Here is a 14,070-nt window from a genome sequence, read left to right on the forward strand (position 1 = left end):
GAACCAAGCATGTCGAACAACGCCCACCGGCGCGACCTCGTGGACGAACGCACCGGTGACACCTTCTACCAGCCCCACCCCTACGGCCTGGTGACCCCGGTGACCACTGCTGACGGGTCGGCCCCGTCGTCCCAGCGTGGTCGGACCTGGGAAGACCTGACCGCGTCCGGTCGCGTGCTGCGCCCCGCCGGGGGTGCGCGATGAGCACTCCGCCGATTCGGATCGTGTCGTTCGGCTACCTGCATGACGCCCCGCCGGAGGCCGAGCTGGTGATCGACGTGCGGCAGCTGCTGCGCGACCCCGCCCGCATGAAGGGCGCCGGTCTGCTCGACCAGGACGGCCGTGACGCCGCGGTGCGCCAGGTGGTGCTGTCCACGCCGGGCGCGGCGACGCTGTTGGACATCGTCTCGCAGGCCATCGACATCGCCCGCGTCACCGGCAAGCCGATGACCATCGCGTTCGGCTGTGCTGGCGGGCGACACCGCTCGGTGGCCCTGGCCGAAGTGCTGGCCGGACTGCTGGACGCCGAGGGCGTGACGGTCGAGCTGGAACACCGGCACGTCCACCTGCCCCGCGTGGTGCGTGAGGGCGACGACCGGGAAGGACACCGCCGGTGAGCATCCCGCCGCCCTTACTGCTGCTCCTGGTCGTGCTGGCCCTGGTCGCCGTGGTCGTGCTGTGGAAGCTGCTGGCCACCGCCGGGCTGATCGGCCTGGCCCAGTGGCTGGTCATCACCCAGGCCGAGGAGCCGACCGCCGTGGTGGTCGTGGTCGGAGTGCCGGCCCTGGTCCTGGCGGTGCTGCTGCGCCGTCTGCGCCGCACCGATCGCGGCCCGTCCCGTTCCCCGCTGTACCTGCGCCGACAGGAGGTGTCCCGATGAGCACGTACGCCGAGAATCGCCGTGCCGACAAGGCGGCTGCGGCCGAGCAGCGCCGGGCCGACCAGGCCATGCTGTTCGAGCAGCGTCGCGCCGACGCGCAGGCTCGCGCCGAGCGGGAGCGCGCCGACCAGGCCGCCGCCGCGAAGCTGCGCCAGGAGCGCGCCGACGCCGCCCGTGCTCGCCGCGCCGCCGCTCGTGCCGCGGTGACCTCGTGGGTGTCCGCGCACACCATCGACCTGTTGTTCCTGCCGGTGGTGCTGGTGCCGGCGGTGCTCGCCTGGTCGGCGATCGCCGGGTTCGGCCACGACCTGTACGGCGCGCCGGGCTGGACGATGCCGCTGTTCTCCGAGGCCGCGATGTGGGCGTTCGCGTTCGCCCGCGCCGCCGCGCTGCGCGCCGGTCGCCCGACCGGGCGGCTCACGCTCGGGGTGTGGGTGTTCGCCGGGGTGTCGGGGACGCTGGCGTTCCTGCACGGCCTGACCCACTCCGGCGGCGGAGTGGTGGACGGCATCGTCATGGCGCTGGTCGCGGTCGGTGGCGTGGTAGTGCACCAGATGGTCACCGCCGCCCCCGCCAAGCCGCGCCCGACCCGTGAGCAGCGCGCCGCCGCCCGGCTGCACCGCCTGGCCGCTCGCCGGGTGGAGATGGTGCGCCGCACCGCCCTGCGCCACGCCGTCGCCGAGTTGGCCGCGGACGGCACTGCCACGCTGGTGCACCGGCCCGGCCTGGTGGAGCTGCGCCGTGGTTGGACCGGCCGTGTCCGGCTGGTGCCCACCACGGTCGCCGGATTGCCGGTCACCGATGGATGGGACGACACCGCCGCCGACCTGGTGGCCGAGATCGACGCCTACCGCGCCGCGCTGCCCGCCCCGCGCACCGACGCCGCCTCGATCACCACGGACCCCGTGGAGACCTCACCCGCAACCTTCACCGCGCAGACGGCACACAGGGCGGGAAATGCGGAAACGGTGCCCGCTCCCGACACGGACAAGATCGCGCGCTACACCGCCCGCGTGCGCGCCGCGATCGACCGCCAGGCCCTCCCGGAGCACCCCTCGCAGACGCAGGTGCGCAAGTTCCTGCGCTGCCGTTCCGAGCACGCCGCCGCCGTGCACCGCGCCCTGTTCCCCACCCACAACGACGGCCCTGACGACGAGGGCGGCACCCGCCAGGAGGTGACGGCATGACCACCGCACACGAGCACGACAACGACGGCCAGGAGCACGCCAAGGTGCTGCCGCTGCCGGTACGCCGCGCCGACGCCACGACCGCGCCGGGGACCGAGCTGGAGCCGGACGCGACCGTGGTCGGTGAGGTGCTGACCGAGCAGGAGTCCGCCGAGCTGGACCGCCGCATGGCGGCCGAGCGGGCACGGGCGGCGGCCGGTGCGGTGGTGCGAGTCGTCAAGACCGGCGCCACCCACGAGATCACCCGCCGCACCGGTCGGGCGGTGGTGCGCAACGTCGGCTACGCCGTGGCCGGCTCCCGCGCCCTGCGCGCCGAGCGTCGCGCCCGCCGCCACCACACCGACCTTGAGCAGGCCATCACCACCCTGCGCGTGAACGCCAAGAACGCCGACGACTTCCGCGTGCTGCGGGAGCTGGAGCAGGCGTTGGAGCAGCGCCGCTCCGGGCAGGCGCAGCGTGGCCGTGAGCGCCGGTTGGAGGTGCTGCGCTGGTCCGGTGGCGCGGTGGTGCTGCTGGCGTCGGGGCACGTGCTGCTGTTGGGCTACGCCGCCGCTCAGGCCGTCGTCGGCGCGGGTTCGCTGACCGACCGGTGGCACGAGATCGTCGGTTTCTGGGCCACCGTGGTTGAGGTGTCCCCGGTGGGGTCGTACTGGTGGGCGTGGGCCGCTTCCGGCGCGGCGGTGTGGGCGGCGCGCACCATCCCGGTGGGCCGTTCGCGCGGCACGCTGCCGGTGTGGGCTGCGGCTGACGAGGCGCGTCCGGCGGACGGGCGCGACATCATCCCCGACGAGTCCGCGGTGCTCTCCGCGCTGCGGCACCTGTCCGGTCTGCCTGCGCTCAAGCAGGCGTTCAAGGAGGGGTGGGGGCGCAACATCACCCCGACGTGGGTGCAGCCGCCGCACCGGGACGGTAAGGGTTGGCGGATGCAGTTGGTCATGCCCAAGGGCGTGCCGGTGGAGGAGATCGTCAAGCGCAAGACCGTCTTCGCCCACAACCTGGTGCGCCTGCCGGTGGAGGTGTGGCCGTCCGAACCGAAGGAGCGGCCGGGCGTGCTGGACCTGTGGGTGGCCGACCAGGGCGCGCTGTCCGGGCCGGTGGAGCCCTGGCCGCTGCTGGAGTCCGGCACCGTGGACTTCTTCGCCGGGGTGCCGCTCGGGGTCAACATCCGAGGGGAGCGCGTCACCGGGCAGCTCTCGGAGAAGAACTACGCCATCGCCGGGATGATGGGCAGCGGCAAGTCCACGCTGATCATCACCATGCTCACTGGCGCGCTGCTGGACCCGCTGGTGGACGCCGACGTGTTTGTGCTGGCCACCAACGCCGACTACGACCCCATGCGCAACCGCTTGCGGACCCTGCGCACCGGCGCGGACCGCGAGACCGTCACCGCGTGCATGGACACCCTGCGCGAGCTGTACCGGGACCTGGAGACCAGGGGCAAGGCGTTGCAGCAGCACGGGGCGCGGGCGGTGACGCGCAAGCTCGCGGAGAAGGACGCCCGACTGCGTCCGCGCGTCGTGGTGATCGACGAGTGCCAGGCGCTGTTCATGGACAACGAGTACGGGGAGGAGGCAGCCGACGTGACCGTGAAGCTGATCAGTGCCGCCCGCAAGTACGGCATCGTGCTCGTCTTCGCCACCCCGGAGCCGTCCACCGCGTCGCTGCCCCGCAAGGTCATGGCCGTGGTGTCCTGCAAGGCGTGCTTCGCTATCGGCGACCAGCAGTCCAACGACGCCGTGCTCGGCACCGGCAGCTACAAGCAGGGCATCTCCGCCGTGTCGTTGGAGCCCAAGACAACCGAAGGCCCCGGCGACATCGGCACCGCGATGGTGCGCGGCATCATGGCCAAGCCCGGCCTGCTGCGCAGCCACTACCTGACCACCGACGAGGTCACCGCGGTGATGGAACGCGCCGCCGCCCTGCGCGCCGGTCACGTTTCCGCCCCGGCCGAGGACGACGCCCCGACGGTGGACACGCTGGCCGACATCGCCCGCGTACTGGGCAGCGAACCGCGGCTCCGCTCGGCGGTGGTGCTGTCGCGGCTCATCGAGCACGACCCCGACCACTACGGCGACTGGTCGTTCAAGGACCTGCGCGCCGTGCTGGACCGCCACGACGTGCCCCCGCGCAAGTACCAGGGCGACAGCGTCGTCCGTGCCGACGACATCACCGACGCCATCACTCGCCGTGACAACGACGCGGCGGACGACGACACCGCCGAGTAGCGCGAAGTCCTCGGCGACGACGGCCGAACCCCCGTGGTGAGCCAGGGGAAGCGGCAGGGGAAGCACGTCGAACCGGGGGAAGTATCCCCAACTCCGTCCCCTGACCGCTTCCCCTGGCCTCAACAGCCAAGACCCAGCAAGGGGAAGATCGTCTAAACGACGCGCGGACCAGTGGGAACGCCCCGGAACCGCACTCATGGTTCCCCCGCGTGGTCCGTCCCCTCATCCCCTCGGCACGACAGCGCGCGGCCTGTCCACCGGTCCACGTGCCGATCCCACACGCCCACATCTCGTTACTGAAAGTGACCGAAAGGTGTCGTCATGAGCACGGTCATGCACATCGTCGGCGATCTGCGCACCCTTGCCCACCAACTCGGACTCAGCGACAACCCCCGCGCCCTGTGCGGCACGCACGTCGGCACCGGCGCACCCCGCAACGCGCCCATGTGCCCCACGTGCATGCGCCACGCCGGATGGACCCACGACAAGCGCCGCTGACCGAACGACCGTCCGAAGGAGACGAACGTGTCACCTCGCAACCCGTTGTTGTCGGCCGCGCTGGACACCGCCGCCCGTGGCTGGCCGGTCTTCCCTCTCGTGCCCGGCGGCAAGCGGCCCGCCGTGCGCGACTGGGAGCAGCGCGCCACCACCGACCCCGACCGCATCCGCCGCTGCTGGAACCACGGCCCCACCTACAACATCGGCCTTGCCACCGGCCCGGCCGGACTGGTCGTGGTGGACCTGGACGTGGCCAAGCCCGACAAGCCCGACCCGGACGGCTTCCGGCACGGCCTGGAGGTGTTGGCGCTCCTGGCCGACGACACCGACCAGGAGCTGCCCGACGACACCCGCGCGGTGTCCACCGCTTCGGGTGGCCGGCACCTGTACTTCACCGCCCCCGCCGGGGTGGAGTACCGCAACACCGCCGGAAAAGCCGGGCGACTCATCGACAGTCGCGCCCACGGCGGCTACGTCGTCGCGCCCGGCTCGACCGTGGACGGCCGCGGCTACCAACTGGTGCACGACGCACCACCGGCGCCCTTGCCGACGTGGCTCGGCGAACTGCTGCGGCCCGCGCCGCTGCCGCCGCCACCGGCCGAGCCGATCCGGTTGCGAGTGCCGGCCGCCGACCGGCGCGGCCGGTACCTGCGAGCCGCCATCGACGCCGAAGTTGCCCGTGTGGAGGGGGCGACGTCGGGACAACGCAACTTCGCCCTCTACTGCGCCGCTCAAGCCCTCGGACAGCTCGTCGCCGGGGGAGCACTCACCGACGCCGAAGTCCGAGATGTGCTTATGCACGCCGCCGCTGGCCACATCGCCGTCAACGCCTACACCCACCACACCGCCGAGCAGACCATCACCAGCGGTCTCCGTGACGGTGCCCGTCGACCACGCCGACTGGCCGCGTGAACCACATGCCCGACCACGAGGGAGCGACCACCGCCATGACCACTGCACCGCCGGTCGAACCCGACCCGTTCGCCGACGCCTGGACCGCCGACAAGCTCATGGCCGCCGACTTCCCGGACCCGAAGTGGGCCGTGCCCGGTGTGCTCTGTGAGGGCGTGACGTTGCTGGCCGGACCGCCCAAGGTCGGCAAGTCGTGGATGTCGCTCGGGTTGGGCCTGTCCATCGCGGCCGGGCAGCCCGCGTTCGGCACGATCGACACCGGCCCTGCCGCCCCGGTGCTGTACCTCGCGTTGGAGGACACCGCACGGCGGCTCAAGACCCGCATGGGCAAGATGCTCGGTGACCAACCCGCACCGCACCTGCTCACCCTGGCCACCCACTGCCCGCCGCTGCCGCAAGGCGGTGACACAGCCATCGCCGGATGGCTGCGCGGGAACCCGGCCGCGCGCCTGGTGGTCATCGACGTCTTCGCCAAGGTCCGCGGCACCGAACCCGGCAACGTCCAGCAGTACGACGCGGACTACCTGGCCGTCGGTCGCGCGAAGCGCATCGCCGACCACTTCGGGGTGTCGGTCGTGCTCGTCCACCACGTCCGCAAAGCCACGCACGAAGACTTCCTGGCCACCGTCTCCGGAACCAACGGCATCGCCGGTGCGGCAGACGCCGTGCTCGTGCTCGAACGTGGGCGCAACAACGCCGATGGCGTTCTGCACATCACCGGCCGCGACGTGGAGGAAGCCGACCACGCGCTCAGCTTCAACCCCGACAACGGCTCGTGGATTATGCTCGACGGCCCCGCCATCGACCACACCGCCGGGGATACCCGCGTCGCGATCCTGCGCTACCTGCGCGAGAACAGCGGCAGCACGCCCGCGCAGATCGCCACCGGGACCGGCCTGGACGCCGGGAACGTGCGGAAGACGTGCGCCCGGATGCATGACGCCGGGCAGCTCACCAAGGACGCCACCAGCCGCTACTTCGCGCCCCTGCTGTAACCGGGTGGGACAGCCCGTTGGCCGGAAGCTGTCCCACCTGTCCCACCTGTCTCGCCACCCCACCTGACCAGCACAAAGCAGGTGGGACAGGTGTCGCGCGCCCTGTCCCGCCTGTCCCGCACCACGCACGAAAGGGCCATCGCCGATGCGGGCACCACGTGAACGGCTCACCGTCGCCCAGTTCTGCGAGGAGATGGGCATCTCCCGATCCACCTTCTACGAGTGGAAGGCCAAGGGCCGCGCTCCGCGCTGCCGAAAGCTGCCGAACGGCGAACTGCGCATCGACCGCGCCGACATCGAGACCTGGTACGACGCCTTGGAGGTCGCGGCCTGATGAGCACCACCTATGACGTGCGGATTCACCAGACCGGTGTTTACAAGGGCAAGCGCACGACCACCTACTACGTGCGGTGGACGGTGGCGCAGAAGCGTCTGCGCGAGGGGTTCCGAGTGAAGGCCCTCGCCGAGAGCTTCCGGGCCGAGTTGGTCACCGCGGCTCGACGTGGTGAGGCATTCGACGTGGACAGCGGCTTGCCGGTCTCGATGCGGCGCGAACAGCGGGGCATGTCCTGGTACGAGTTCGCGTGTGCGTTCGTGGACATGAAGTGGCCACGTGCGGCAGCCACCACCCGCCGTACGAACGCTGAGGCGCTTACGGCTGTTTCAGCCGCTCTGCTGACCACCGAACGGGGCAAGCCGGACGACAAGCTGATCCGGTCGGCGCTGTGCCGGTGGGCGTTCAACACCAACCGTCGCAACGACCCGAACCAGCCGGAGGAAGTCGCGGCGGCGCTGCGGTGGATCGAGCGGCACACGCAGCCGATATCGGCACTGGCCAAGCCCGAAGTCCTGCGGCCCGTACTCGACGGGCTCACGGTCCGCCTGGACGGGCAGCCCTACGCGCCCAGCGTGGTCAACCGCCGCCGGAAGATCCTGTCCACCGCGATGGAGTACGCCGTGGAGCGGAAGCTCCTGCCGAAGAACCCGGTGCCCGCGTTGAAGTGGACGGCGCCCAAGACGGTGCACGCGGTGGACCGGCGGTCGGTGGCCAATCCGGTGCAGGCCCGAACCCTGCTGGCCGCTGTCGGTACGCAGCAGCGCAGCGGGCCGCGCTTGGTGGCGTTCTTCGGGTGCCTGTACTTCGCCGCCATGCGGCCGGAGGAAGCCGTGGCGCTGGCCAAGCACAACCTGTCCCTACCGGCTGAGGGGTGGGGAGAACTGACCATCGACACGGCCGAGCCGCATGCGGGCAAGGAGTGGACCGACAGCGGCGCGAACCGGGACCGGAGGCAGCTCAAGCAGCGGGCGCGAGGGGAGACGCGCACGGTGCCGTGCCCGCCGGAGTTGACTGCGCTGCTGCACTCCCACATCCGGCAGTTCGGCACGGCGGCGGACGGACGGTTGTTCACCGGCGAGCGCAACGGCCAGGAGCTGCCGAAGCTGACCATCGTCCGGGCCTGGCAGCGCACCCGCGCCGAGGTCTTCACCCCAGAGGTGGCCGCCACGCCCCTGGCGGGTACGCCCTACGACCTGCGGCACGCGGCCGTGTCGACGTGGCTCAACGGGGGAGTGCCCGCGGTGACCGTCGCCGAGTGGGCGGGGCACTCGGTGGAGGTGCTGCTCAAGATCTACGCCAAGTGCTTGGACGGGGAAGCGGTGACGGTCCGGCAGCGCGTAGAGGCTGCCTTGGGACACCGTCAGAGGTAGCCCAAAACTTTGACCCGTATTTGACCGAGACACCCGTAGACGGCCGGTCCCAGCCGGACACGGCCGGACAGACGACGAAGGCCCTTGACCGGCGTATCCGCTGGTCAAGGGCCTTTTCGTGGTGGTGCCCCCGGCAGGATTCGAACCTGCGCACCCGCCTCCGGAGGGCGGTGCTCTATCCCCTGAGCTACGGGGGCCGCAGCTACGGGAGGAAGCTTAGCGCACGTGCGGGGATCGGTTTCACCCCCTACCCACTTCGGCGATCAACGGTGAGGCGAAGCGGCTTGACCTGCGGTTTCGGGTGGGTGGGCGGCCGAGTCACCGGTTCACTTGATCGGGTTCGGGGGTGACGGTGGTGCGCACCGCGTTCCGGTGGTACCTGTCACAGTGGGGGTGGGGTGGGCCACCACGAGTTGCACTCATGCGCATGTGACTATACGTTCCCGCTCATGGGTCACGGACACGGCCACGGGGTGCCGTCGGGGAGCGCGAAGCACCTCGGCCGGCTTTGGGCCGCCTTCGGCATCGGTGCGGCCTTCATGGCCCTGGAGTTCGTCGTCGGCGTCACGACCGGCTCGCTCGCCCTGATCTCCGACGCCGCCCACATGCTCACCGACGTCCTGGGCATCGGCATGGCGCTCACGGCGATCGTGCTGGCCCGCCGCGCGCGCACGGGCGGCAGCCGGACGTTCGGGCTGTACCGCGCGGAGGTGTTGGCGGCGCTCGCCAACGCCGTCCTGCTGTTCGGCGTGGCCGGTTACGTCGTGTACGAGGCCGTCGGGCGGTTCGGGAACCCGCCCGAGGTGCCCGGGCTCCCGGTCGTCCTGGCCGCGGCCGCGGGGTTGGTGGCCAACGTCGTCTCGTTCTCCCTGCTGCGGGAGGGCGCGAAGGACAGCCTCAACGTCCGCGGCGCGTACCTGGAGGTCCTCGCCGACCTCATCGGGTCGGTCGGCGTGCTCGTCAGCGGCGCCGTCACGCTGCTCTTCGGCTGGCGCTACGCCGACCCCGTGATGGGTGTCGCGATCGGCCTCTTCGTCCTCCCGCGCACCTACAAGCTGGCCGCGAGCGCGCTGCGGATCCTCTTCCAGCACGCCCCCGAACGCCTGGACATCGCCGAGGTGCAGGCCGCGCTGGGCCGGCTGCCCGGCGTGGCCGAGGCGCACGACCTGCACATCTGGACCCTGACCTCGGGCATGGAGGTCGCCTCCGCCCACCTCACCACGCGCGACCGGGTGGACCCGGCCGAGGTGCTGCGGGCGGCCCAGGCGCTGCTGGCCGAGCGCTACCACATCGAGCACGCCACGCTGCAGGTCGAACCAGGAGACTCCGCGCAGAGGTGCCGCGAGATCTCCTGGTGACCCACCTCGCCGCTAGAACCGGGCGCACTGACCCGTCTTGGGCCCGCTCACCCGGTTCGCCCACCCGTTGTCCACGGGTGCCGGCGCGCTGCCCGTGCACGACAGCGGCCCGCTGACGGTGTTGCCGGCGACGAGCGTGCCGCCCTTGTTGTCCGCCAGCCGCACGGGCCCGCCGACGTTCACCCGCTCCAGTGAAACCTCGCCGGACGTCCCGGTCACGTTGACCGGCCCGCCGACCGTCGTCCCCACCAGCACGACCGCCGCCGCGCCGGTGGCGGTCACCGGGCCCCGCAGCTCCCCGCCGAACGCGTACAGCGACGCGCCCGCCGCCACCGTCACCGGACCGGTCACCGTGGCACCGTCCAGGCACGTCACGCCCGACTGCACGCGCAACGGCCCGGCGTGCTCACCGGTCACCGTCGCCGTGCACGCGACGAACGGCTTGGCCAGCAGCTCGAACTCGGCCACCGTCGCCTCGCCCGGGAACTCCAGCCGGTAGTACCGGTAGTGCCCCGACTTGGCGATCTTGAACGCCCGGGTCTGCTGCCGCCACGGGAACGCCTCGCCCGACCGCTCGTCCGCGGTCGCCCACGTCGTCCCGTCGTAGGAGCCCTTCAGCACCCACGACGCCGGGTCGCCCGCCCCCTTGCCCGACGTGAGCGTGTAGAAGGTGGCGCTCTCCTTGTCCGACGGCAGGTCCACCCGCAACCACGACAGCACGCCGGAGGTCTGCGAGGTGTTGTCCACGACGGCCGCCGGCGCACCGGTCACGGTCCCGAGCAGCGTCACGTCCCGCAACGGGCTGGGCACCGCGGAACCCGTGGTCAACGACGGCGGCGCGGCGTCCGCGCCGGTGGCCCACCGCGACGGCGAGGACCCCATCTCGAAGTCCAGCACGCCGCCGCCGGCGATCTCGGAGTGCGGCAGGTACGACTTGTCCCACTTCTCGCCGTTGACCTTCAGCGACTGCACGTAGATGTTCTTCGCCGAGTTCGCCGGCGCGTTCACGACCAGCGTGCGCCCGTTCTCCAGGTGCACGGTCAGCTTCTTGAACAGCGGCGACCCGATCGCGTACGTCGCGTTGCCCATCTGCAGCGGGTAGAAGCCCATCGCGCTGAACAGCCACCACGCCGACTGCTCGCCGTTGTCCTCGTCGCCGGGGTAGCCCTGGCCGATCTCGCTGCCCAGGTACAGCCGGGAGAGGATCTCGCGGACCTTCTCCTGGGTCTTCCACGGCTGACCCGCGTAGTCATACATGTAGGCGATGTGGTGCGACACCTGGTTGGAGTGGCCCAGCTGCCCCATCCGCACGTCGCGCGCCTCGGTCATCTCGTGGATCACGCCGCCGTACGAGCCGGGGAACTTCGCCGTCTCCGGCGTGGCGAAGAAGTCGTCCAGCTTCTTCGCCAGCCCGTCGCGCCCGCCGTAGAGGTTGGCCAGGCCCTGCCCGTCGTGCGGCACCGAGAACGCCATGTTCCAGCCGTCGGTCTCGGTGTAGTCGTGGCCCCACTCCCGCGGGTCGTACTCCGCGGCGGGCACGCGCCACGTGCCGTCGGGGTTGCGGCCCTGGAAGAAGCCGGTCGACGGGTCGAACATGTGGACGTAGTTCAGCGCGCGGTTGGCGAAGTACTCGTGGGCCGCCAGGTACCGCGCCTCCCCGGTCCTCTCGTGCAGCGCCTTCGCCATGTTCGCGATGCCGTAGTCGTTGACGTAGCCCTCGATCGCCCACGACATGCCCTCGCCGGTGGCGGTGGACGTGTAACCGGTGAAGATCGACGTGTCCAGGCCCTTGCGGCCGACGCCCGCGTTCGGCGGCGCGACCGTCGCGTTCTTCACCGCCGCCTCGAAGGCCGCCTCGGCGTCGGGCAGGTCGACGCCCTTGACGAACGCGTCGGCGAACGCCACGTCCGAGCTGGTGCCGGTCATCAGGTTCGCGTAGCCGGGGGAGGACCAGCGCGAGATCCAGCCGCCGTCGCGGTACTGCTGCACGAACCCGTCCGCCAGCTCGGCCGCGCGCCGGGGCGTCAGCAGGCTGTACGCGGGCCAGGTGGTCCGGTAGGTGTCCCAGAACCCGTTGTTGACGTAGACCTTGCCGTCCACGACCTTCGCGCCGGTCAGCGTCGGCGTGGCGGGGCCGGCGTCCTGCACGGGCGAGGCGTACCGGTACCGGGGCGCGTCGGCGGTGCCGGTGTTCTCGAAGCCCGAGTTCGGGTACAGGTAGAGCCGGTAGAGGTTCGAGTACAGGGTGGTGAGCTGGTCCTCCGACGCGCCCTCCACCTCGACCATGCCCAGCACGCGGTCCCACGCCTGCTGCGCCCGGTCGCGCACCGACTCGAACGTGTCCGAAGCGGACACCTCCAGCTCCAGGTTGCGCCGCGCCTGGTCGACGCCGAGCAGCGAGGTGGCGATCCGCATCGTCACCGCCTTGTCGGCGGAGGTGTCGAACTGGAAGTAGCCGGCCACGGCGTCGCGGCCCGCGCCGGTCAGCCGGCCGCTGCTCTTCACCGGCTTGTCCACGACGCCGTAGACGAACAGCCGCGTCGCGCCGACCGACAGCCCGCTCTTGACGTCGGAGAAGCCCGTCACCACGCCGGAGGCGGGGTCCAGCGTCAGCCCGCCGCTGTTGTTGACGTTGTCGAACACCAGGTTGGAGGTGTCGTCCACGAACGTGAAGCGGAACAGCGCGGCGTGGTCGGTCGGCGCGATCTCGGTGCGCATCCCGTTCTCGAACCGCACGCCGTAGTAGTGGGCCTTGGCGACCTCGTTCTCGTGCCTGAACGGCAGGGCGCGCGCCGCCCGGTCGGCCGTCGGTGCGCCGGCCGACGGCATCACCTGGAACGTCTGCCGGTCGCCCATCCACGGGCTGGGCTCGTGGCTCGCGGTGAACGCCTGCACCGTCGGCAGGTTGTCCCGGTTGTTGCTCTTGGCGTACTCGTAGAGCCAGCTGATCGAGCCCGCGTTGGTCATGGGCGACCAGAAGTTGAAGCCGTGCGGCACGGCGGTGGCCGGGAAGTTGTTGCCCCGCGAGAAGGAGCCGCTGGAGTTGGTGCCGCGGGTGGTGAGCACCCAGTCGGACGGGCGCGGCCGGTCGACCGCCACCGGCGCGGACCTCACCGCGATGTCGTCCACCCAGCCGTTGAACGCCGCCGGCCCCCGCGGGTTGTCGTAGGCGAGCAGGACGCGCTTGATCGTCTTGCCCGCGGCGACCGCGCCGATCGCGGAGGCGACCCGGTTCCACTGGTTGGTGTAGAGCGACTTCGCCGCGCCCTGGCCGCGCGGCGACAGCTCGAACCCGTGCTGGTCGCGCGCTCCCAGGTCGCTGAGGTAGGTGCCGTCGGCGAACGCGAGGTCCAGCGAGACGTGGGTGGCCGGGTAGTTCAGGTCGTCCGCGGTGAACGACGGGAAGATCAGGTAGGACAGCTCGGTGGTCGGCGTGACCGGGATGTCGACGTCGAAGACCTTGTTGTAGGAGTAGCCGCGCCCCTCGGCGACGTGCGTCCCCTGGTAGCGCAGCGCCTTCAGACCGGTGAAGCCCGCGCCGGCCTTGGCGTTGTACCCGCCGCTCGCGCCCTTGCCGACGGTGGTGCGCATGTTCTTCGCCGGCGGGGTGGTCGAGCCGTCGGAGAACCGGACCTCGGCGAGCTGCACCAGGTTCACGCCGCCCGCGGTCGCGGTGATGTCGAGCTGGTAGTGCTTGAACGCCGCGGTGTTGGCCACGTCGTGGACCTTGGTCTGGAACCGCTCGGTGAACGCCTCGCCGGCGCGGGCGTCGATCGGCGTCCACGTCGTGCCGTCGTTGGAGCCGCGCAGCGACCAGTCCTTCGGGTCGCGCTCGGGCGCGTCGTTGGCGGAGGTCAGGGCGTAGCGCCTGACCGCGACCGGCTCGGCGAAGGTGAACCGCACCCAGCCGGTGGGCGTGAAGGTCAGCCACTTGGACGCCGCGCTGCCGTCGACCAGGTTCTCCTTGACCTCGCCGGCGCCGGAGTTCTCCGAGTTGGCCGCCACGTCGACCACGCGGTCGGTGACGTCGCCGGGCAGGCCGGTGGTGTCGGAGCCGTCGACGCCCGAGGTCTTCGGCGTGCCGTCCGGTCCCGTCTCCACGGTGCTCGCCCAGGTGGGCTGCGGCTGCCCGTCCTCGAACGAGGTGGCGAAGAGCGTCTCGCTCACGGCTGGCTCCCCCGGTGCGGCGGTCGCGGAGGACCAGCCTCCCACGCTCCCGACCGCCAAGGCGATGGTCGAGACGACCACCAGCGATCTCCTGCCCCGCTTGTGCCCCATTGCACGCCTCTCGCCCGATCCGACCCGATC

The 14,070-nt window shown here is 71.3% G+C and carries 12 protein-coding genes and 1 tRNA gene; 11 read left to right on the forward strand and 2 right to left on the reverse strand.

Annotated features, from left to right (window positions below; genetic code table 11):
* Nucleotides 1–9: 9 nt before the first annotated feature.
* The 10 genes from ACIGNX_RS23230 to ACIGNX_RS23275 all read left to right on the forward strand — a co-directional run bounded on the left by ACIGNX_RS23230 (nucleotide 10) and on the right by ACIGNX_RS23275 (nucleotide 8,404).
* Complete coding sequence (locus ACIGNX_RS23230) at nucleotides 10–204, forward strand: hypothetical protein (protein WP_396542777.1); 195 nt, start codon at nucleotides 10–12, stop codon at nucleotides 202–204.
* Complete coding sequence (locus tag ACIGNX_RS23235) at nucleotides 201–617, forward strand: ATPase (protein WP_396542778.1); 417 nt, start codon at nucleotides 201–203, stop codon at nucleotides 615–617. Before ACIGNX_RS23230 ends, ACIGNX_RS23235 begins: the two co-directional genes overlap by 4 nt.
* Nucleotides 614–880 (forward strand): hypothetical protein, encoded by a 267-nt coding sequence (locus ACIGNX_RS23240; RefSeq protein WP_396542779.1) that lies wholly within the window; start codon nucleotides 614–616, stop codon nucleotides 878–880. The genes ACIGNX_RS23235 and ACIGNX_RS23240 overlap by 4 nt, the downstream gene beginning before the upstream one ends.
* Entirely contained in the window at nucleotides 877–2,067 is a 1,191-nt protein-coding gene (locus tag ACIGNX_RS23245; protein ID WP_396542780.1) for a hypothetical protein, read from the forward strand. Before ACIGNX_RS23240 ends, ACIGNX_RS23245 begins: the two co-directional genes overlap by 4 nt.
* The gene (locus ACIGNX_RS23250) at nucleotides 2,064–4,292 is read left to right on the forward strand and encodes an FtsK/SpoIIIE domain-containing protein (RefSeq protein ID WP_396542781.1); all 2,229 of its coding nucleotides are present in this window, start codon (nucleotides 2,064–2,066) and stop codon (nucleotides 4,290–4,292) included. The genes ACIGNX_RS23245 and ACIGNX_RS23250 overlap by 4 nt, the downstream gene beginning before the upstream one ends.
* 321 nt (nucleotides 4,293–4,613) lie before the next feature.
* Nucleotides 4,614–4,790 (forward strand): hypothetical protein, encoded by a 177-nt coding sequence (locus ACIGNX_RS23255; protein ID WP_396542782.1) that lies wholly within the window; start codon nucleotides 4,614–4,616, stop codon nucleotides 4,788–4,790.
* Between the two features lie 27 nt (nucleotides 4,791–4,817).
* Complete coding sequence (locus ACIGNX_RS23260; RefSeq protein ID WP_396542783.1) at nucleotides 4,818–5,702, forward strand: bifunctional DNA primase/polymerase; 885 nt, start codon at nucleotides 4,818–4,820, stop codon at nucleotides 5,700–5,702.
* A gap of 35 nt (nucleotides 5,703–5,737) precedes the next feature.
* Nucleotides 5,738–6,697, forward strand: a complete 960-nt coding sequence (locus tag ACIGNX_RS23265; RefSeq protein WP_396542784.1) for an AAA family ATPase — start codon at nucleotides 5,738–5,740, stop codon at nucleotides 6,695–6,697.
* Nucleotides 6,698–6,842: 145 nt separating this feature from the next.
* Complete coding sequence (locus ACIGNX_RS23270) at nucleotides 6,843–7,031, forward strand: helix-turn-helix transcriptional regulator (RefSeq protein WP_396542785.1); 189 nt, start codon at nucleotides 6,843–6,845, stop codon at nucleotides 7,029–7,031.
* A complete protein-coding gene (locus tag ACIGNX_RS23275; protein ID WP_396542786.1) occupies nucleotides 7,031–8,404 on the forward strand; it encodes a tyrosine-type recombinase/integrase in 1,374 nt (457 codons plus the stop codon). Before ACIGNX_RS23270 ends, ACIGNX_RS23275 begins: the two co-directional genes overlap by 1 nt.
* 122 nt (nucleotides 8,405–8,526) lie before the next feature.
* On the opposite strand, the gene ACIGNX_RS23280 is transcribed toward ACIGNX_RS23275, so the two are convergent.
* Nucleotides 8,527–8,601: transfer RNA gene (locus ACIGNX_RS23280), tRNA-Arg, on the reverse strand.
* Nucleotides 8,602–8,853: 252 nt separating this feature from the next.
* Between ACIGNX_RS23280 and ACIGNX_RS23285 the strand changes: the two genes are divergently transcribed.
* Complete coding sequence (locus ACIGNX_RS23285) at nucleotides 8,854–9,762, forward strand: cation diffusion facilitator family transporter (RefSeq protein WP_396542787.1); 909 nt, start codon at nucleotides 8,854–8,856, stop codon at nucleotides 9,760–9,762.
* A gap of 12 nt (nucleotides 9,763–9,774) precedes the next feature.
* Here ACIGNX_RS23285 and ACIGNX_RS23290 read toward each other — a convergent pair whose 3' ends face one another.
* Nucleotides 9,775–14,040, reverse strand: a complete 4,266-nt coding sequence (locus ACIGNX_RS23290; protein ID WP_396542788.1) for a GH92 family glycosyl hydrolase — start codon at nucleotides 14,038–14,040, stop codon at nucleotides 9,775–9,777.
* Between the last annotated feature and the right edge of the window lie 30 nt (nucleotides 14,041–14,070).

It is taken from the genome of Actinosynnema sp. NPDC053489, from assembly GCF_044544865.1.
In the GTDB taxonomy this organism is placed as follows: domain Bacteria; phylum Actinomycetota; class Actinomycetes; order Mycobacteriales; family Pseudonocardiaceae; genus Actinosynnema.